The organism is Caballeronia sp. GAWG1-1 (assembly GCF_023631465.1).
Taxonomy (GTDB): Bacteria; Pseudomonadota; Gammaproteobacteria; order Burkholderiales; family Burkholderiaceae; genus Caballeronia.
This window is the reverse complement of the sequence record NZ_JALQDB010000037.1, coordinates 235,735-255,627: the sequence shown is the minus strand read 5'-3', so window position 1 is coordinate 255,627 and position 19,893 is coordinate 235,735. Positions and strand designations below refer to the sequence as shown.

Annotated in this window: 12 protein-coding genes; 7 read left to right on the top strand and 5 right to left on the bottom strand. The window is 63.8% G+C overall.

Annotated features, from left to right (window positions below; all coding sequences use genetic code 11):
* The first annotated feature begins 80 nt into the window (after positions 1–80).
* Complete coding sequence (locus tag NCT03_RS26275) at positions 81–2,378, top strand: FdhF/YdeP family oxidoreductase (RefSeq protein ID WP_250494478.1); 2,298 nt, start codon at positions 81–83, stop codon at positions 2,376–2,378.
* Here NCT03_RS26275 and recD read toward each other — a convergent pair.
* Genes recD through recC form a run of 3 tightly spaced genes read right to left on the bottom strand, consistent with a single transcriptional unit; the run spans position 2,375 to position 11,768 of the window.
* Positions 2,375–4,492 (bottom strand): exodeoxyribonuclease V subunit alpha, encoded by a 2,118-nt coding sequence (recD, locus tag NCT03_RS26270; RefSeq protein WP_250494477.1) that lies wholly within the window; start codon positions 4,490–4,492, stop codon positions 2,375–2,377. The two genes, NCT03_RS26275 and recD, sit on opposite strands and share 4 nt — an antisense overlap.
* Positions 4,489–8,211, bottom strand: coding sequence for an exodeoxyribonuclease V subunit beta (gene recB, locus NCT03_RS26265; RefSeq protein ID WP_250494476.1), 3,723 nt, complete (start codon positions 8,209–8,211; stop codon positions 4,489–4,491). Before recB ends, recD begins: the two co-directional genes overlap by 4 nt.
* Complete coding sequence (recC, locus tag NCT03_RS26260; protein WP_250494475.1) at positions 8,208–11,768, bottom strand: exodeoxyribonuclease V subunit gamma; 3,561 nt, start codon at positions 11,766–11,768, stop codon at positions 8,208–8,210. Before recC ends, recB begins: the two co-directional genes overlap by 4 nt.
* A 182-nt stretch (positions 11,769–11,950) precedes the next feature.
* On the opposite strand from recC, the gene NCT03_RS26255 reads away from it, so the two are divergent.
* The 4 genes from NCT03_RS26255 (at position 11,951) to NCT03_RS26240 (ending at position 15,747) form a co-directional block, all read left to right on the top strand.
* A complete protein-coding gene (locus NCT03_RS26255) occupies positions 11,951–12,577 on the top strand; it encodes a glutathione S-transferase family protein (RefSeq protein ID WP_250469205.1) in 627 nt (208 codons plus the stop codon).
* A gap of 27 nt (positions 12,578–12,604) precedes the next feature.
* Positions 12,605–13,237 carry a glutathione S-transferase family protein gene (locus tag NCT03_RS26250; protein ID WP_250494474.1) on the top strand — a complete coding sequence of 211 codons (633 nt, stop codon included), beginning with the start codon at positions 12,605–12,607 and terminating at the stop codon, positions 13,235–13,237.
* 64 nt (positions 13,238–13,301) lie between these two features.
* Complete coding sequence (locus tag NCT03_RS26245) at positions 13,302–14,945, top strand: acyl-CoA synthetase (protein WP_250494473.1); 1,644 nt, start codon at positions 13,302–13,304, stop codon at positions 14,943–14,945.
* Positions 14,946–14,958: 13 nt separating this feature from the next.
* Positions 14,959–15,747, top strand: a complete 789-nt coding sequence (locus NCT03_RS26240; RefSeq protein ID WP_250494472.1) for an enoyl-CoA hydratase — start codon at positions 14,959–14,961, stop codon at positions 15,745–15,747.
* 3 nt (positions 15,748–15,750) lie between these two features.
* Here NCT03_RS26240 and NCT03_RS26235 read toward each other — a convergent pair whose 3' ends face one another.
* Positions 15,751–16,140 (bottom strand): DUF779 domain-containing protein, encoded by a 390-nt coding sequence (locus tag NCT03_RS26235; protein ID WP_244830944.1) that lies wholly within the window; start codon positions 16,138–16,140, stop codon positions 15,751–15,753.
* Between the two features lie 68 nt (positions 16,141–16,208).
* Complete coding sequence (gene adh, locus NCT03_RS26230; RefSeq protein WP_244830945.1) at positions 16,209–17,729, bottom strand: aldehyde dehydrogenase; 1,521 nt, start codon at positions 17,727–17,729, stop codon at positions 16,209–16,211.
* A 383-nt stretch (positions 17,730–18,112) separates the two neighbouring features.
* Here adh and NCT03_RS26225 point away from each other — a divergent pair, with 383 nt between their 5' ends.
* Complete coding sequence (locus tag NCT03_RS26225) at positions 18,113–19,501, top strand: L-lactate MFS transporter (RefSeq protein WP_250494471.1); 1,389 nt, start codon at positions 18,113–18,115, stop codon at positions 19,499–19,501.
* A 13-nt stretch (positions 19,502–19,514) separates the two neighbouring features.
* Positions 19,515–19,643: an MFS transporter small subunit gene (locus tag NCT03_RS26220; protein ID WP_244830947.1), complete on the top strand. Its 129-nt coding sequence runs from the start codon at positions 19,515–19,517 to the stop codon at positions 19,641–19,643.
* The last annotated feature ends 250 nt before the right edge of the window (positions 19,644–19,893 follow it).

Here is a 19,893-nt window from a genome sequence, read left to right as displayed (position 1 = left end):
TCGATCCTGCACGACCCTCTCCCACTTCAGATGCGACGCTCACGTCATGGCAGCAACGCTATCAACGTCCGGGAGTCGTCATGGCAGATCATCGGAAAGTGCAAGGCATCGAGCTCTACGACAGCCCGGCAGGCGGCTGGGGCGCGCTCAACGCCACCGCGCGCGCCGTGCGGCAGCAAATGGACGCCTTCAAGGCGCCGCTCACGCTCTTGCGCACCAATCAGCCCGACGGCTTCGACTGCCCCGGCTGCGCGTGGCCGGATAAGGAGCATCGCTCGACATTCCAGTTCTGCGAGAACGGCGCCAAGGCCGTGACTTGGGAAGCCACCAAGAAGCGCGTCCCGCCTGAATTCTTCGCCAGACACACCGTCACGTCTTTGCTCGAATGGTCCGACTACGACCTCGAAAACGAAGGCCGCCTGACGCATCCGATGGCCTACAACAAGACCACGGACAAATACGAGGCCATCGAATGGGACGCCGCGTTCAAGCGCATCGGCGAAGTCATGCGTTCGCTCGCCTCGCCGGATGAAGCCGAGTTCTACACGTCGGGGCGCGCATCGAACGAAGCCGCCTTTCTGTATCAGCTTTTCGCACGCGAATATGGCAGCAACAACTTCCCCGACTGCTCGAACATGTGCCACGAAGCGACGAGCGTCGGCTTGCCGCAATCGATCGGCATCGGCAAGGGAACGGTCTCGCTCGAAGACTTCGATCATTGCGAACTGCTCATCGCGATGGGACACAATCCCGGCACGAACCATCCTCGCATGATGGGTACGCTGTGGGAAATGGCGCGGCGCGGCGTGCCCATCATCGTGTTCAATCCGTTGCGCGAGCGCGCGCTGGAACGTTTCGCCGATCCCCAAGACGCCGTCGAAATGGCCACCATGCGTTCGACGGACATCGCCTCTTCGTACTATCAGGTGAAAGTGGGCGGAGATGCGGCGGCGCTCAAGGGCATTCAGAAGGCAATCATCGCGCTCGACGACGCCGTCGATGCCGATGGCACCGTCATCGACCATGAGTTCATCCGAGGCCACACGAACGGCTACGAAGCCTTCGTCGCCGATCTGCACGCCACCGAATGGGCCGATATCGAGAAAGCCAGCGGTCTCACGCGCGACGAACTCGAACTCGTCGCGCGCGCCTACGTAAAGTCGAACGCGACCATCGTCACGTATGGCATGGGAATTACGCAGCACAGCAAGGGCACGGCCAACGTGCATCAGATCGCCAATCTGCTGTTCATGCGCGGCAACTTCGGCAAGCCGGGCGCGGGCATCTGTCCGTTGCGCGGACATTCGAACGTGCAGGGCAATCGCACGGTCGGCATCACCGAAAAGCCGCCCGCCGACATGCTCACGCGCATGGAAGCGACTTACGGCTTCGTGCCGCCCAAGGCGCATGGGCACGACGCCGTGCGCGCGATTCAGGCCATTCTCGATGGCAAATCTAAGGCGCTGTTTTGTCTGGGCGGCAATTTCTCGGTCGCCCTGCCCGACTCGACCAAATGCTTCGCCGCCATGCGCAAGCTCGATCTTGCCGTGCACATCAACACCAAGCTCAATCGCAATCACCTTCTCACGGGCAAGGAATCGTTCATCTTCCCTTGTCTCGGGCGCACGGAGATGGACGAGCAGGCGAGCGGCGCGCAAGCCGTGACCGTCGAGGATTCGATGTCGATGGTGCATGCCTCGCGCGGCAAGCTGCCGCCCGCGTCGCCTTCGTTGCGCTCGGAGCCTGCGATCATCGCGGGCATTGCGCAGGCGACGCTCTTGCATAGCAAAGTGCGCTGGCTCGACATGATTGCCGACTACGACCGCATCCGCGATGGCATCGAAGCCGTATTCTCAGGCTTCGAGCGCTTCAACGAGCGGATTCGCATACCGGGCGGTTTCCGCCTGCCCTTGCCGCCGACCGAACGCGTATGGACGACGCCATCGGGCAAAGCGGAGTTCATCACGTTTGGCGGACTGAACGAAGAGAACGCGCTCGAAGCCGACGACGTGCTCAAGCTCACGACCTTGCGCAGCCACGACCAATACAACACGACGATCTACGGACTCGACGACCGCTATCGCGGCGTGTTCGGCCGTCGCGATGTGATCTTCATGAACGAAGCGGACATGGCCGTGCAGCAGCTCGAACATGGAGATGTCGTCGATGTCGAAACGGCCCTGCCTGGCCATGCCAACGATGGCACGCAGAAGCTCGCGGGCTTCACGGTCATCGCGTACAAGATCGCTCGCGGCTCCATCGGGGCTTATTATCCCGAGGCGAACGTGCTGGTGCCGCTCGACTACATCGACAAGGAAAGCGGCACACCATCGTACAAGTCGGTGCCTGTGCGCATAGCGAAAGCAGCGGCCGCCTAATCCGATGCCTGCGTCCCGAAGCCCGCCGACAAGCCGCTCGCCCGCAGCACGCGCGCCTGCACCGCGCGCTCGACGACACTCTTGCCGCCCGCGCTCGCGATCGTGAGAAAACGCCGCGCCCGAGTAATGCCGGTATAGACCAGCTCGCGCGTCAGCACGGGGCTCAAGCGCTCGGGCAGCACGAGCGCCGCATGCGTGAACTCGGAGCCTTGCGACTTGTGCACCGTGAGCGCGAAGACGGTCTCCACGGCTTGCAGACGGCTTGGCAGCACCCAGCGAATGCGTTCGCTGCCATCGCCCGCGGCGAAGGCTACGCGCAGGCTCCAGGTGCCATCGTGCACCGGCAAGGCAAGCGTGATGCCGATATCGCCGTTCATGAGCCCAAGCTCGTAATCGTTGCGCGTCACGAGCACCGGGCGGCCGAGATACCACTCCGCGTTCGCGGCAATCAAGCCTTCCTCGTGCAGCATGCGTGCAATGCGCTTGTTCAGCCCTTCCACGCCCCACGCGCCGCGACGCAGCGCGCACAGCAACTGAAACGCGTCGTGAGCGTGAAGCACCGCGCGCGCCCATGCGTCGAAGGCGGCGGCGGCGGCGTCGTGGGCGGGCTGCCGCTCGCGCATCGTTTGCAGATAATGCCGATAACCCTGACGCTCCGATACTTCGCTGGCGTGCCCCGCCGTGCCTTCCACGGCGAGCGCCTTCAGCACCGCGTCGCTATCCGGCGGACATTCGACGAAGGCGAGATCGTCGTGGCCATGCGACCAGACTTTCTGGACTTCGAGCGCATCGCCCTTGTTGACCGCATCGGCGAGTTGCCCGATACCGCTCGCCGCCGAGAAGCGATGACTCACCCGCAGCATCGCGATGGACTGGTCGAGCGCGCTGCCGTTCGCATCGATGTATTCGCCGTCTAAATGCTCGCCCGTCGCCGCTTCGATCCACGCTTGCGTTGCGGGCGTGTAATGCGCCTTCGATGCGCGTCTGCACAATTCGCCGAGTACCGCGCCCGCTTCGACGGACGCAAGCTGGTCCTTGTCGCCGAGCAGGATCAGGCGCGCGTCCGGCGGCAGCGCGGCGAGCACGGCGTTCATCATCTCCAGATCGACCATGGAGGCTTCGTCGATCACGAGGACATCGAGCGACAGCAAATTCTCCGCATGATGCCGAAAGCGCCGCGAATCCGGCACCGTTCCGAGCAAGCGATGCAACGTGGTCACGGCGACGGGGATCGCCGCGCGGATGTCGGCGCCGTTCGCGAAGGCATCGAGCGGCAGTCGCGCGACCGCGCCCGCGATCGATTCGTTCAGACGCGCGGCGGCCTTCCCCGTTGGTGCGGCGAGGCGGATGCGCAACGCGCGCGCGTCGCCGCCCGTGGCAAGCGCCTGTGCCTGCAATAACGCCAGTAGCTTGACGACGGTCGTGGTCTTGCCCGTGCCCGGCCCGCCCGTTACGATGCTGAAGGCGCTTCTGGCGGCGAGCGCGCAGGCGATCTTCTGCCAGTCGGTCGCCGCCGATGCGGAGGAAAACAGCGTGTCGAGCGCGGCACGCAACGCGGCTGCATCGGGCGCGTTCGCGGAGGCATCGAGCCGTTTCCGAATGGCGCGGCACACGTCCTGTTCGTAGCGCCAGTAGCGCCGCAGATAAAGCCGCGTGCCGGTGAACACGAGCGGCGTCGCACCCGCGCCATGGCCGACGAGCGCGGCATGCGTCAGCGCTTCCTGCCAGCGCGCGAGTGTCACGCCTTCGAGCACTTTGGATGGCAGCAGGTCTTTTTCCTCGTCGTCGCTCGCGTCCGGGTCGAGATGGCCATCGGGCGGCAACGAGAGCACGAAGCCGGGATCGGCCAGCGTCGCGGCGAGATCGAGGCAGGCGTGTCCGCGTCCGAGTTGATGGCTCGCCAAAGCCGCCGCGAGGATCAGCAGACCGTGCGCGTCGGCGGCTTCGCGGGCGAGGAAACGGGCGAATGCGGCATCGACTTCACGCAGCCATCCACGCTTTACCCAGGCATCGAGCAGATGCGCGGTGTCTTCGGTCGTATCGAAGACGGATTGCGTGGGTTCGCTCTCTTCGAAGGAAAATTCGGCTTGCGTGCCGGACGGCAAAAGGCTCATTCCCACTCCGTTTCTGCGATGACAGCGCGGGCCTCGCCCATGAACAACGCGTCGAGTTGCTCGATCAGCGCGCGTGGCGGACGTTCGGCGTAGAGACCTTGAGTCGGGGCGTCGAGGCCGCGCACGAAGAGATAAACCGCGCCGCCGATATGCTCGTCGTAGTCGTAATCCGGCTGACGCGCCTTGAGCAGCCGATGCAACGCAAGCGTGTAAAGCACGAACTGCAGGTCGTACCGCGAGCGCAGCATCTGCGCGCGAATGCGCTCGGTCGTGTAGGCCGAATCGTCCGAACCGAGCCAGTTCGACTTATAGTCCGCCACGTAATAGCGCCCTTCGTGCTCGAACACGAGGTCCATGAAGCCCTTCAGCATGCCGTTGAGTTGCGCGTGTTCGAGCGTGGGCCGCGCGGCACCGCCGGCCGTATGCGCGCACACGAGCCGGTCGACGGCGGTCGTGTCGACGTGCCGGGCCTCGAACCAGAACTCCATTTCGGCTAGCGACGTGTCGAGGTCCGCCAGCGCAATGGCAGTCGCGCGCATGCCGTGCGCGGCCTTCACGACGAAACGCGTCGATACGATCTTCAAGATCCACGCGGTGAGCGGCGCGATCCAGCGCTCCCAGCCACGCACGGCGCAGCGCCGCGCGACGAGTTCGCGTAACGCGGCGGGGTCGTCGGCGGTGTGTTGGAAGCCTTGTTGCGCGGCCCATTCCAGCAAGTCGTGCAAGAAGCTGCCTTGCTCCGAGCCACGCGGAAAGTCATGCAGCGTGCGTCCGGACGATGACACCGCGCGCGGTGCATCGGCGTCTTCTTCCTGCGACGCTTCGCTTTGCGCATCGCGCGTTTCGATGAAGACGTCTTCGACCGGCGTATCCGGCGCGGCATGCGTGCCGCCCGACGTCTTGAGACTCGAATAGCTCGCTATCCACCAGGCTTCGCGCACCACGCGCACCGACTTGCGGGCGTCGCTGGCGAGCGCGGTTTCGGCACGCGCGGCAAGGCGCTCGGCGCGAGCCTCGGGTGCGGGCAAAACCGCGATATTCGCCGATGCCCCGAACACATCGCTCAGCCGGTCGAATAATTCGGCCGGGACGACAGGCTCCCGCCCGCCCGTCAAATAACCGATGGCGCTGCGTTCGAGCGCTTCGAGCGGCGCCATGCCGATCCACGTCGCATAGCGCGCGCGCGTCAGCGCCACGTAGAACTTGCGCAGGTCTTCCCCGAGGCGTTCGTCGTCGGCCTTGACGAGGATGTCTTCGTCGCCGTCGAGCGTAACGTTGAGCTCGCCGGTTTCATCGTGCCATTTCAAGGGCAGATCCTTCGGCGTCACCGCACGATGCGCGCACGCAAAAGGCAGAAACACGAGCGGATACTCCAGCCCCTTCGACTTGTGGATGGTCACCACCTTGACGAGATCGCCGTCGCTTTCCAGACGCATCTGGCGCGCATCGCCGCCGCTGCCTTCGAGCGCCGCCTCGTGTTCTTCCACCAGATGCCGGATCAACCCGTGCTCGCCTTCGATCAGCACGCTTGCCTGTTGCAGCAGTTCGGCCAGATGCAGCAGGTCGGTCAGCACGCGCTCGCCGTTGCCGGCTTGCAGTTCGAAAAGACGCGCGGGCACGTCGAAGTCGTTGAGAAGGCGCCGCAGCATCGGCAAGACGCCCTGACGCCGCCAGCTTTCGCGATAGCCGCGAAATTGCAGCACGCACGCTTCCCATTGCGTTTCGTTGCTGAAGAGCGCGTCGAGTTCGCCGAAGTCGAGTCCGAGCGTCGGCGTGGAAAGCGCGGCGCGCACGAGCCGTCCGTCTTCCGGTTCCGCGCAGGCGGCAAGCCAATGCACGAGTTCGCCCGCCTGGTCACTCGCGAATACCGAGTCCTTGTCCGACAGATACACCGAACGCACGCCGCGCGCGCGCAACTCCCGCCGGATGGCTTCGGCTTCGGTGCGGTTGTTGACGAGCACGGCGAGATCGGCGGGAGAGAGCGAACGGCGGCCACGCGATCCCTCGAAGCCCGCTTCGCCGCGCTGCCCAAGGTTGAGCAGACGCACGATTTCGCTTGCGCAGCCCGGCGCCATCCGCTGAATGTAGGCGGTCTTGCTCGTCGGCTTGCCGTCGTCGCTGGGCGGCAGGCACCAGACGGTGAGCGCGCGTGGCGTTTCGCCATCGATGACGAACGCATCGTCGCGGCCTTGCGCGCTCACGTTGATGAACGGCACCGGGTTGTCGTCGCCGCTGCGAAACAGGAACGCGCCTTCGCCATCCGCGCGCGCTTCGGCCATGTCGAAGCAATGGTTGGCGGCATCGACCATGGCGGCCGTCGAGCGGAAGTTCTTCGCGAGCGTGAAGAGTTGCGTGCCCGGCGCGCGGCGCGCGGCGAGATACGTGTAGATGTCCGCGCCGCGGAAAGCGTAGATGGCCTGCTTCGGGTCGCCGATCATGATGAGCGCCTGTCCCGCGTCTTGCGCGTGATAGACGGCATCGAAGATACGGTACTGGACGGGATCGGTATCCTGGAACTCGTCGATCAGCGCGACCGGAAACTGATGACGAATGACTTCGGCTAGACGCGCGCCGTTCGCGCCATGCAACGCGGCATCGAGCCGCGCGAGCAGATCGTCGAAGCCCATTTGCGCGCGCCGTGCCTGTTCGCCCGCAAAGCGCTCCGCGACCCAACGCGCCGCGTGCGTGAGAATCTCGGTGCGGCTCGCTTCGAGTGCGATGAGATCGGCCTGCAAGGTCAGCATGGCTTCGAAGGCTTCATGCGACGGCGGCTCGCCTTCGCAATGCTCCGCGAGCGCGGTGGGCGTAAGCCGCGACCACGCGGTGCTCGTCAGATCGGGCATGAGCGCGTGCGGGTCGTGCGCCCATTCGACGAGCGTCCTGAGCCAGCGGTCGCAATCGCTTTTGCCGTAACTGCGCGGCTTGAACCGCTTGGCAAGCCGCGCCTGATCGATCAACTCGCCCATGATCTCGGGCCACGTCTTCCACGGCTCCTTGATCTGCGCGAGACGCAAGGCGCGTGCATCGAGCACATCGGCGGGAGCTTGCGCATCGGGCAAACGCTCGGCTAGGTCAATGAGATTGCGCAGCGTCTTTTGCAGCTCGCGCGGACCGGATACCCACGTGGCCACCGTTTCCGCGCGGCGTTCGTCGAGCGGCGCTAAAAACGTGCGCCAGTAATCTCGTACGACTTGCGCCAGCAGATCGCTTTGATCGGTTTCGAGCGTCTGGTCGAAGAGGCTGTCGCTATCGAACGCATGCTCGCGCAGCATGCGGTTGCACCAAGCGTGAATGGTCGACACCGCCGCCTCGTCCATCCATTCGGCCGCGAGTTGGAGCCGGCGCGCGCAGGCAGGCCACGCTTCGGGCTCGTATTCTTGGCGCAATGCGTGCAGCAGGTCTTCGTCGCCAAAGTCGAGCGCTTCGATCTCGTTTGCGTCTTGCTGGAAGTAGCGCGCCGCTTCGGTCAGCCGCGCGCGGATACGGTCGCGCAGCTCCTTGGTCGCGGCATCGGTGAAGGTGACGACGAGAATCTCGGGCGGCGTGAGCGGGCGCGCCGCGTCGTTGCCGGGATCGTGGCCGAGCACGAGCCGCACATACAGCATGGCGATGGTGAAAGTCTTGCCCGTGCCCGCGCTCGCCTCGATCAGACTGCGCCCCGCAAGCGGAAAACGCAGTGGATCGAGCGGCTGGACGGTCTGCGAATCGAATGCGTTCATGCCTTGGCAGCCTTCTCTTTCTTGACCACGGTGGAGACGAGCGGGTCGAGCAGATGCTCCGCCAGTTCCGCGAATTCGCCGCTTGCCGCGAGCGCGGCGAAGTGGGGATACGCACGCAGCAGCGAGGCATTTTTCTGCACTTCGCCCTTGTTGTAGTCGTCGCCTTCGTACTTGCGGCGCGCGGCGCCGTGCGCTTCGGCGGGCTCGATGCGATGTTTGAAAAGCCACTCGAGCGCGGATTCCAGCGCGAACGGCAGCGGCCGCGTCATGCCGCGCTCCCAGACCTGCAGAAGCGTGGTCATATGCCGCCACGCCACGCTCGCTTCGAGCGGCGCGAATTCGACGACGCCCTTCTTGCTGACGATCACGGTCGTTACCTCGCGTCCAGCGAGATTCGCCGCGAGGTGTTCCACCCATGCGCTTGTGAGCCTTGCATACCTATACGCCTTGCCCGAAACGAGTTCGCGCGTTTCCATGATGAGGCGTGCCTCGCGGCCATCGGCGTCGGCGCGCCAGTTGCCGAGCCAATCCGCGAGCGCGAGCGTCTGCGTCGCGCCTTCGGTCGTGAAGCGCACTTCGCGATCGCGCTCCATAGCCACCGGCCAGCGCTCGACCTCCTTGCGCCACGCTTCGAAGAGCTTGTCCATCGGTTCGAGCAGCTTGCCGCTCGCGATGTCGCCGAAGCCGCCCGTCGCCAGATCGCCACGGCGGCGGATCATCGCCATGCGGGTTTCGCGGGCTTCTTCCAGCGCGCCTTCTTGCAACGCGCCCGTTTCGTTCAATATCGATGCCTGCGCGCGGATCAATTCGTCCTGAAGCTTCCAGATGGCGAGCGCATCGAGCTCGAAAGGCTCGTCGTCCTCGCTCGCCATCTGCTCCACTTCGAACGACACGCGCAGACGTTGCCGGAAGAACTGGCGCACCGGATTCTTCAGAAAGTCGGCGAGTTCGCGCAGCGTGAGCGGCTCTTCGCGCACGAGCGGCGCGAGCGTTGCAAGCGGCGTGTCATCGGATTGGGCGTGCCTCGGTCGGCTTGACGCCCGCCATTCGGCCGCATAGGTAAAGAGCGGCGATGCCTCGTCGTCCGCGTTGAAGTAATCCGCGCTGAACGGTTGCAGGCGATGCTCCACGGTCAGCGCATTCACGAGCGATGCGTCTTCGTCGAAGAGACGCCAGCCTTGCGCCAGATGATCGCGCAGTTGCCCGATCAGCACCGAGGGCGGCCGCTCGCTGTTGTCGTTGATGCTGCGCCCGACCCACGAAACATACAGATGGTCGCGCGCCGACAACACCGCTTCGAGCAGCAGATAACGGTCGTCCTCGCGACGCGAGCGGTCGCCCGGCCGGTAGTAGCCGCGCATCAGGTCGAAGTCCATCGGCACGCGCGCGCGCGGATAGTCGCCGTCGTTCATGCCGAGCAGGCAGACGTGACGGAACGGAATGGCGCGCATCGGCATGAGGGTCGCGAAGGTCACCGCACCCGCGAAGAAGCGCTGCGACAGCGCGCCCTGGTCGAGTTGCGAAAGCCAGTAGTCGCCGACGACGGAAAGCGGCAATTCATCGTCGAGGCCCGCTTCGTTGCAGGTGTCGAGCCAGTCCTGCAGCACGTTGTCGAGACGCGCGAACGTGTAGGCGTCTTCGGCGTCGTCGCTCTCGAAGAACGCGACGCGCAGCGCGCGCAGGCGTTCGCACCAGACAGGCACGGTGGCCGGCTCGCGCAGACTGCGCCAGGTGTGATCGAGCGCATCCAGAAGGCGCACGAGCGGCCCGAGCAACGCGGCATCAAGGCCGCCGACTTCGCCGAACGGTTCGATGTCGTTCCACGCTTGCGCATCGCTACCGACGGCGTAGCCGAGCAGCATGCGGCGCAACCCGAACGCCCACGTATGCGGCGCGGCGCTTGCCTGATCGCGCGGCAAGCCGAGACTCGCGCGCTGTTCGGCATGCAGACCCCAGCGCACGTTGGCGCCGCGAATCCACGAACGCAGACGCGGCAAATCGCTTTCCTCCATGCCGAACCGGCGGCGCAACGCGGGCACGTCGAGCAGATCGAGCAGATCGCTCACCGCGAAGCGCGATTGCGGCAGGCCGAGCAACGCCTCGAGCGCGCCGAGCAGCGGATCGGCGGCGCGCTGTCCGCGATCGGCCACGCTGAATGGAATGTAGCGCGGATCGCTGCGCTCGAAGAGACCGAACACCGCCTGAATATGCGGCGCGTAGGTTTCGATATCCGGCACCATCACGATGATGTCGCGCGGCCTCAATTGCGGGTCCGCATTGAACGCGGCGAGCAACTGATCGTGCAGGATCTCGACCTCGCGCTGCGGGCTATGCGTGATATGAAAGCGTATCGACGTATCGAACCCCGGGTCTACTTCGGGCCAGTGGTCGCGGCTTTCCCGCACCGGCCGAAGGTCGCGGATATCGTCCTGCAACTGCTGCAGCATGGTGTCGGCTTCGCGCTCTTCGAAGAGATCGATACGCTGCCCGATACTCGCGAATTGCGGGCTATAGCTCTCGCGCGCCTCGGCGCTGTCGAATTCGTCCAGCAAGCCGATGAAGTCGCGTCCCTGCTTGCCCCACGACGCAAGCAGCGGATGCGCATGCAGATGCAACTGTTCCGGCTGCAATTCGGCGGGCGCGCCTTCGCGACGCGTCTGCCGCGCGTGCGAGGCGCGCAGCAATTCCTTGTCGGGCACGATGTCGGCCCAGTAGTGCGCGCACGGATTCGGCACGCACATGAGCACCTGCGACCAGCGCGACAACGCCGCCAGCGCTTCCAAGGACTGACGCGGCAGACTCGATATGCCGAACACCACGATGCGGCGCGGCAGGCCCGCCGGCCGCTTGCCTTCCGGCCAGCTCGATGCGCGCTGCATGAAGGCCTCGTGGACCGCCGCGCGGCCGCCGAGCGACGAGATTTCGTTGGGATTGTCCTGCGGGCTTTGTTCGACATCGCCTAGCAGCGCGCGCCAGAGCGCCGCCTGCCAGCGCTGTTCGGCGGGTAGCGCATGCGCCTGCCCGCGCGCGTCGATCACGACATCCTCGCCCGAGGCCCACTTCGCGAGCCAGTCCGCGCGATACATCTGATACTGATCGAACAGATCGGCAATGCGCTCGGCCAGTTGAAAGCGCTTGCGGCGATCGTCGTCATGACGGATGAAGCGCCGCAGCGGTTCGAATTCCTCGCGCCCGACGAGCGCGGGCACCACGCGCATGAGCCGCCAGACGACGCGCGCCTTGTCGAACGGCGAGACTTCCGCGACCGCGTCCGCGCCCAGCACCGCGCGATACGCTTGCCAGATGAAGCGCGAAGGCAGGCTGATATCGAGCGCGGCGGCGATACCGCAACCGCCCTCGCCGCTCGCGGCATCGACATGCGCGGCGAGCGCCAACTTGAGCCACTGCGCGATACCGTTGCTTTGCACGAGGATGATCTCGTTTTCCAACGGGGCGAGCGGATAGCGCTTCATCCACTCGACGAGCAGATCGCGCAGCCGCTCGGAGCGGTTGCCGTGGATGAGCATGAGCCCCGGCGACAGCGAATTCGGCTTCAAAAAAGGCTCCGTGAAGAGTTCGACGGCGACAAGACATCGATTCTAAGCGACGCGGCCAGCGGCCCGCGCGCATGGGTAACCTCCAAACCGTCGTCACGCGGCTTGCGCCCGCACAGCGCGGGCGCGTCGCTTAACCGTTATGCTTGCAAAAAAGAACGCTGTGACAACGGAGACGATATCTCATGCTGACGATCTGGGGCCGGGCCAACTCGGTCAACGTACACAAAGTGCTCTGGTGCTGCGACGAACTCGGGCTCGCTTACGAGCGCATCGACGCGGGGCTGCAATTCGGGCGCAACAACGAACCCGACTATCTCGCGATGAATCCGACCGGCCGCGTCCCCACGCTCGTCGACGACGACTTCGTGTTGTGGGAATCGAATTCCATCATTCGCTATCTCGCGATGCAGTACGGGCAGAATCAGGCGCTCTATCCGGCGGAACCGAAGGTGCGAGCGAGCGTGGACCGCTGGCTGGACTGGGCGCTTTCCACGCTGCAACCCGCCGAGCGGCCCGTGTTCTGGGGCTACGTGCGCACGCCCGCAGCCGAGCGCGACCCCGCCCAACTCGATACCGCCGCGCGCGAAGTCGAGAAACTCTGGCGCATGGTCGACGCGCATCTCGAAGGGCGCGAGTATTTCGAAGGCAGTACCTTCACACTCGCGGATATCGTCATCGCGGCGTATGCGCGGCGCTGGTTCGGAATCGCGGAACTTGCGCGTCCGACGCTGCCGGAGCTCGAACGCTGGTATGGACAACAGGCTTCGCGCGACGGCTTCCGGCGCCATGTCTCGGCGCCGCTGACCTGAACTTCCACCCGGCATTGAAGCATCGACATGACTATCGAACTACATACCTGGAATACGCCCAACGGACGCAAGATCAGCGTCGCGCTGGAAGAAATGCAACTGCCCTACTCCGTGAAAACGGTGAACATCTCGAAGGGCGAGCAACACGCGCCGGATTTTTTGCGCATCAGCCCGAACAACCGGATTCCGGCGATTATCGATCCCGACGGCCCGGACGGACAGCCGATCAGCGTGTTCGAATCCGGCGCGATTCTGCTTTATCTCGGCGAGAAGACGGGCCGGTTCTTGCCCGCGAGTCTGCGCGATCGCGTACCGGTGCTCGAATGGCTCATGTGGCAAATGGGCGGCTTCGGACCCATGCCGGGACAAGTGCATCATTTTCGCGCCGTGGAAGCGGAAGCCGACCGGCGCTATGGCCTCAAACGCTATTCGGACGAAACGCGCCGGCTCTACGGCGTGCTCGACAGGCGGCTCGCGCAAGTGGAATTCGTCGCGGGCGCGTTGTCGGTGGCGGATTTCGCCATTCTTGGCTGGGCGTGGCGGCACGAGCGTCATCAGGTTTCCCTCGACGACTATCCGAACGTCAAGCGCTGGTACGACACGCTATTCGCGCGCGAAGGCGTGAAGCGCGGCTTCGAGATCAAGCTCGACGACAATTAAGGCACATGTAATATTGGGAGCCTCGAGCAGAATAAAACAGCACGCCGCCACGGAGGAGACGACCATGACAGCCGGCCAATACGACGAAGGGCTTCCCAAGACCGCCGCCAACTACGCGGTGCTCACGCCGCTGATGTTCATCGAGCGCGCCGCGACGGTGTATCCGACGCGGCCGGCCGTCGTGCATGGCGACGTGCGCCGCAACTGGAGCGAGACTTACGCGCGCACGCGGCGGCTTGCATCGGCGCTGAGTTCGCGTGGCATCGGCTTGGGCGATACGGTCGCCGCCATGCTGCCGAACACGCCCGAAATGGTCGAAGCGCACTTTGGCGTGCCAATGACGGGCGCCGTGCTCAACACGCTGAACACGCGGCTCGATGCAGCGACGCTTGCCTTCATGCTCACGCATGGCGAGGCAAAAGCAGTGATCGTCGATCGCGAGTTTTCCGGCGTGATGCGCGAGGCGCTGAAAAGCGTGCCGCAACCCGTGCTCGTCATCGACGTGAACGATCCGCAGTACACCGGCGCGGGAGAAAGCATCGGCGAGATCGATTACGACAGCCTGCTGGCAAGCGGCGACCCCGCCTGCGAATGGTCGCCGCCATCGGACGAATGGAACGCCATCTGCCTGAATTACACCTCGGGCACGACGGGCAATCCGAAGGGCGTGGTCTATCACCATCGCGGCGCCTACACCAACGCGCTCAGCAATATCCTCGAATGGGACATGCCGAAGCACGCGGTGTACTTGTGGACGCTGCCCATGTTCCATTGCAACGGCTGGTGTTTTCCGTGGACGGTCGCGGCGCGCGCGGGCGTGAACGTGTGCCTGCGCCGTATCGATGCGAAGACGGTCTTCGATCTGATTCGCCGCGAAGGCGTCACGCATTATTGCGGCGCGCCGATCGTGCAGAACTTGCTCGTGAATGCGCCCGACGAACTGAAGACGGGCATCGCGCATAGGGTCCACGCCATGGTCGCGGGGGCCGCGCCGCCCGCCGCGATGCTCGAAGGCATGGAGCGCCTGGGCTTCGAACTCACGCATGTCTACGGGCTCACCGAAGTCTACGGTCCCGCGACCGTCTGCGCGCGGCAGGCCGAGTGGAGCGAACTCGACATCGGCGAGCGTGCGCGGCTCAATGCACGGCAAGGCGTGCGCTACCACTTGCAGGATGCGGTGAGCGTGCGCGACTCCCTCACCATGGAGCCCGTTCCCGCGGATGGCGAGACCATCGGCGAGATCATGTTTCGCGGCAACATCGCGATGAAGGGTTATCTGAAGAACGTGCCCGCCACCGAGGAAGCGTTTCGCGGCGGCTGGTTCCATACGGGCGATCTGGCGGTCGCTTATCCGGATGGCTACGTGCGTATCAAGGACCGCAGCAAGGACATCATCATCTCCGGCGGCGAGAACATATCGAGCATCGAAGTGGAAGACGTGTTGTACCGGCATCCGGCGGTGCTGGCGGTCGCCGTCGTTGCGAAGCCCGATGCGCGCTGGGGTGAAACGCCTTGCGCGTTCGTCGAATTGAAGGCGGGCGCCGAGGCCGGCGCGGAAGAACTGATCGCGCATTGCAGGACGCATCTGGCGGCCTTCAAGGTGCCGCGCGCCATCGAATTCTGCGAGTTGCCGAAGACATCGACCGGCAAGATACAGAAGTTCGAGTTGCGCAAGCGCGCGGGCTCGGTTGCGGCAATCGACGTTTGATGGAGACAACGCGATGAATGAAGCGCTCGTGATGTCCGAACCCGATGCCTACGGCGTCGAAGGTGCGGTCAGGCTCACGCTGAACCGGCCCGAAGCGTTCAACGCGCTTTCCGAAGCCATGCTCGATGCACTCGAACACGAGTTGCAGGACATCGCGCAATCGCAGGCGCGCGTGGTCGTGCTGGGCGGCGCGGGGCGTGCGTTCTGCGCCGGGCACGACTTGAAGGAGATGCGCGCGGCGCCGTCGCTCGATTACTACCGAGCGCTTTTCGAGCGCTGCTCGCGCATGATGCTGACCATTCAGCAAATGCCGCAGCCGGTAATCGCGCGCGTGCACGGCATTGCAACGGCGGCGGGTTGTCAGCTCGTTGCAATGTGCGATCTCGCGGTGGCATCGGGCGAGGCGCGCTTCGCGGTATCGGGCGTGAATCTCGGGCTATTCTGCGCGACGCCGAGCGTGGCGTTGTCGCGCAACGTGTCGCGCAAGGAAGCGTTCGAAATGCTCGTGACGGGCGATTTCATCGACGCGCACACGGCTCTGGAACGCGGGCTCGTGAATCGGGTTGCCTCACCGGATGCGCTCGATGAAGCGGTAGGCGCGCTTGCAAAGAGCATCGCGACGAAGCCACGCGCGGCGGTTGCGGCGGGAAAGCGGCTGTTTTACCGGCAGATCGAGACGGGTATCGAAGACGCGTACGCGCTTGCATCCGAGACGATGGCCTGCAACATGATGGACGGCGACGCGCTCGAAGGCACGCAGGCGTTTATCGAAAAACGTCCGGCGCGCTGGAGCAACGAGTAATGCTCAGCCCGCGTGCTCCACGGGATGCTGTTCGAGCCACGCGTTTTCCGCATCGTCGTAAAGCCGGGAGCGCGTGAGAAAGCGCAGACCCGAAGGCCGTTCCAGCGAAAACATGCCGCCGTTGCCCGGCACGCAATCGATGATCAACTGGGTGTGCTGCCAGTACTCGAACTGCGATTCGCTCATGTAGAACGGCACGCCGCCAATCTCGCCGAGCTTTACGTCCGAGCCGCCGACCATGAACTCGTTGGTGGGAAAGCACATCGGTGCGCTGCCGTCGCAGCATCCGCCGGACTGGTGAAACAGAATCTCGCCGTGTTCCGCCTTGAGCTTGCCGATCAGTTCGATGGCCGCGGGCGTCGCGATCACGCGCTCTATTACCTGTTCGCTCATGATGTCCCCGTTATTTGTTCGAAGCGGAACCGCCGCGTGAGCGGCGGCCCCGTTTTACAGCCGATGGATCAGAAGAAGCCGAGCGGCTTGTCGCTATAGCTGACGAGCAGGTTCTTCGTCTGCTGATAGTGATCGAGCATCATCTTGTGATTCTCGCGTCCGATACCCGATTGCTTGTAGCCGCCAAACGCCGCGTGCGCCGGATACGCGTGATAGCAGTTGGTCCACACGCGTCCCGCCTGAATGCCACGGCCAAAGCGATACGCACGCGTGCCATCGCGCGTCCACACACCCGCGCCGAGACCGTACAGCGTGTCGTTGGCGATTTCGAGCGCTTCCTCTTCGTTCTTGAAAGTCGTCACCGAGACCACCGGCCCGAAGATTTCCTCCTGGAAGATGCGCATCTTGTTGTGACCACGGAACACGGTCGGCTTGATGTAGTAGCCTTTTTCGAGCTCGCCGCCCAGCGCGTTACGCTCGCCGCCAGTCAGGCATTCGGCGCCTTCCTGCTTGCCCAGATCGATATACGAGAGAATCTTTTCGAGCTGTTCCTGCGATGCCTGCGCGCCGATCATCGTCTTGCTGTCGAGCGGATGGCCTTGCGTGATCGCTTCCACGCGCTTGAGGGCACGTTCGATGAAGCGGTCGTAGATCGATTCCTCGATCAACACGCGCGACGGGCACGTACACACTTCGCCCTGATTCAGCGCGAACATGGCGAAGCCTTCGAGCGCCTTGTCGAAGAAACTGTCGTCGGCGTTGAGGACATCGGCGAAGAAAATGTTCGGGCTCTTGCCGCCCAGTTCCAGCGTCACCGGAATCAGATTCTGACTCGCGTATTGCATGATGAGCCGGCCCGTGGTCGTCTCGCCCGTGAACGCAATCTTCGAGATGCGCTTGTTCGATGCGAGCGGCTTGCCCGCTTCCAGCCCGAAGCCGTTCACCACGTTGACGATGCCCGGCGGCAGCAGGTCTTCGATCAGTTCGAGCAGAACGAGGATAGATGCCGGCGTCTGCTCGGCGGGCTTGAGCACGACGCAATTGCCCGCTGCGAGCGCGGGCGCGAGCTTCCACACGGCCATCAAAATGGGGAAGTTCCACGGAATGATCTGCCCGACCACGCCTAGCGGCTCGTGGAAGTGATAGGCGACTGTGTCGTCGTCGATCTGCGAGATCGAGCCTTCCTGCGCGCGCACGGCGCTCGCGAAATAGCGGAAGTGATCGATGGCGAGCGGGATGTCGGCCGCCATGGTCTCACGCAACGGCTTGCCGTTATCGATGCTTTCCGCCACCGCAATACGCTGCAGATTCGCTTCCATGCGATCCGCGATCTTCAGGAGCAGGTTCGCGCGCTCGGTCGCCGAAGTCTTGCCCCATGCGGTCTTGGCGGCATGGGCAGCGTCGAGAGCTGCTTCGATATCGGCTTCGCGCGATCGGGGAATCGAGGTGAAGGCCTCACCCGTGATCGGCGAAATATTGTCGAAATACTCTCCCCCCGCGGGCGGCGTCCACTTGCCGCCGATGAAGTTTCCATACTGCTTCTTGTACGGGTAATCGGTACTCAGGAACTGCATCTCCGCATGGTTCATCTGTGTGCTCCTCGCATGTCGACATGGTTGGCCGGCGCAATGTCGATAGCTGTCGCCGGCGGCTTACATCTGCGAGTTCCGTGCCATTCGGGGTATACGCCTAACGACGCTTATGGCGCTTGATGAAGCGCGTGGCGGGTCGCGTGGCGCGTTGTCCATTTTCGAAACACTTGTCGTGCCCTGTAGCGATGCGGCACAACCCGAGTCGGGACAAACGCTTATGGCACGGGGATTCATATTGCCAAGCGCATCGCTCTTGTCTAACGTCACGTCCATCCTTACTGAATGTTTCCATAAGGCTTGGAGCACATTTTGCGTGGGGTGAATTCAAGTAAAAGCAGAAGCGCGTACATGGCTTATCGATACGCGCAAAGGAGACCACAATGAACAGTACGATCAATCCCGGGCCTGCGCCGCACGGCCCACATGGTTTTTTTTCGAAGGAAGCGACCATCGCGCGGCCCGGCTTCTCACGCTGGATGGTGCCGCCCGCCGCGCTCGCGGTCCACTTGTGTATTGGCCAGGCTTACGCGTTCTCGGTGTTCAACGCGCCGCTCACGCGTGTGATCGGCATTACGCAGACCGCGCCCGATGACTGGTCGCTCACGACACTCGGCTGGATATTTTCACTGGCCATCGTGTTCCTGGGACTGTCGGCGGCATTCGCGGGCAAGTGGCTCGAAAAGGTCGGCCCGCGCCGCACCATGTTCACGGCCGCTTGCTGCTTCGGCGGCGGCTTTCTCGTGTCTGCGCTCGGCGTGTCGCTGCATCAGATCTGGCTGCTGTATCTCGGCTATGGCGTGATCGGCGGAATCGGGCTGGGGCTGGGTTATGTATCGCCGGTATCGACGTTGATCCGCTGGTTTCCGGACCGGCGCGGCATGGCAACGGGCATGGCGATCATGGGCTTCGGCGGCGGCGCGATGATCGCGGCGCCCGGCTCGGTCGCCTTGATGAACCACTTCAAGAGCGCGACGAGCGTCGGCGTGACCGAGACCTTCGTCGTGCTCGGCGTGCTGTATTTCATCTCGATGACCATCGGCGCGCTCGCGATTCGCGTCCCGCCCGCCGACTGGAAACCGGCAGGCTGGATCCCGCCCGCGACGTCGAACAAGATGATTACGAAGAGCCACGTGCATATCGATCAAGCGCTCAAGACGCCGCAGTTTTATCTGCTGTGGCTCGTGCTGTTCCTGAACGTGACGGCGGGCATCGGCGTGCTCGGACAGGCTTCGGTGATGATTCAGGAAAGCTTCAAGACATCGATCACGGCGGGCGCTGCGGCGGGCTTCGTCGGCTTGCTGTCGCTCTTCAACATGGGCGGGCGTTTCGTGTGGGCGTCGGCGTCGGACTGGCTCGGGCGCAAGAACACGTACTTCGTGTTCTTCGCGCTCGGCGCCGTGCTGTACTTTCTCGTGCCGCAGTTCGCGCAGTCAGGGAACATCGCGCTTTTCGTCGCGGCTTACGGCGTGATCCTGTCGATGTACGGCGGCGGATTCGCGACCATTCCGGCGTATCTCGCGGACATGTTCGGCACGGCCTTCGTCGGCGGCATTCACGGACGGCTCTTGACCGCGTGGGCGGCGGCGGGCATCGCGGGACCGGTGCTCGTCAACTATATCCGCGCGTACGAAGTGGCGCATGGCGTCGCGAAAGCGGATGCCTACACGATGACGCTGCACATCATGGCAGTGCTGCTCGTGATCGGCTTTATCTGCAACCTGCTCGTGAAGCGGGTGGATGACAGCCATCACATGAGAACTGCCGGCTAAGAGGAGAGAGACGATGGATGATCGACAAGCAGGTGCGCCCGCGAACAAGGGCTTGATGCTGGTGTTTTGGCTGTATGTGCTGATTCCGCTCGCGTGGGGGGTGACGAACACGTTGACGCAGGCGGGGAAGTTGTTTCATTGATTGGATTGATTGAGGCGGCGCCGGACGCTTGGTTACGTCGGGCGCGTCGCCTCTCGTCGTGGCTTCGTTCCCTCAATGCCCCCGCGCCTCAAGCCGTTTCAAACCGCGCCGCGCCAGCGTGCTCATGAACAAGCTTCCGCAAACGAGTGCAGCAACGTAAAAACCGGCCATCATCCATTCAGCTTCACTCACAGTCGTTCTCCTTACAAAAAAATCGCGGCGTTTGCAACCGCGCATTGATACGTTTGCG

Excerpts from the sequence above, each read along its gene's own strand:
- recB (WP_250494476.1), bottom strand. The coding sequence starts at position 8,211 with ATGAACGCATTCGATTCGCAGACCGTCCAGCCGCTCGATCCACTGCGT.
- recD (WP_250494477.1), bottom strand. The coding sequence starts at position 4,492 with ATGAGCCTTTTGCCGTCCGGCACGCAAGCCGAATTTTCCTTCGAAGAG.
- NCT03_RS26255 (WP_250469205.1), top strand. The coding sequence starts at position 11,951 with ATGCTGACGATCTGGGGCCGGGCCAACTCGGTCAACGTACACAAAGTG.
- NCT03_RS26275 (WP_250494478.1), top strand. The coding sequence starts at position 81 with ATGGCAGATCATCGGAAAGTGCAAGGCATCGAGCTCTACGACAGCCCG.
- NCT03_RS26220 (WP_244830947.1), top strand. The coding sequence starts at position 19,515 with ATGGATGATCGACAAGCAGGTGCGCCCGCGAACAAGGGCTTGATGCTG.
- NCT03_RS26235 (WP_244830944.1), bottom strand. The coding sequence starts at position 16,140 with ATGAGCGAACAGGTAATAGAGCGCGTGATCGCGACGCCCGCGGCCATC.
- NCT03_RS26225 (WP_250494471.1), top strand. The coding sequence starts at position 18,113 with ATGAACAGTACGATCAATCCCGGGCCTGCGCCGCACGGCCCACATGGT.
- NCT03_RS26240 (WP_250494472.1), top strand. The coding sequence starts at position 14,959 with ATGAATGAAGCGCTCGTGATGTCCGAACCCGATGCCTACGGCGTCGAA.
- NCT03_RS26245 (WP_250494473.1), top strand. The coding sequence starts at position 13,302 with ATGACAGCCGGCCAATACGACGAAGGGCTTCCCAAGACCGCCGCCAAC.
- adh (WP_244830945.1), bottom strand. The coding sequence starts at position 17,729 with ATGAACCATGCGGAGATGCAGTTCCTGAGTACCGATTACCCGTACAAG.
- NCT03_RS26250 (WP_250494474.1), top strand. The coding sequence starts at position 12,605 with ATGACTATCGAACTACATACCTGGAATACGCCCAACGGACGCAAGATC.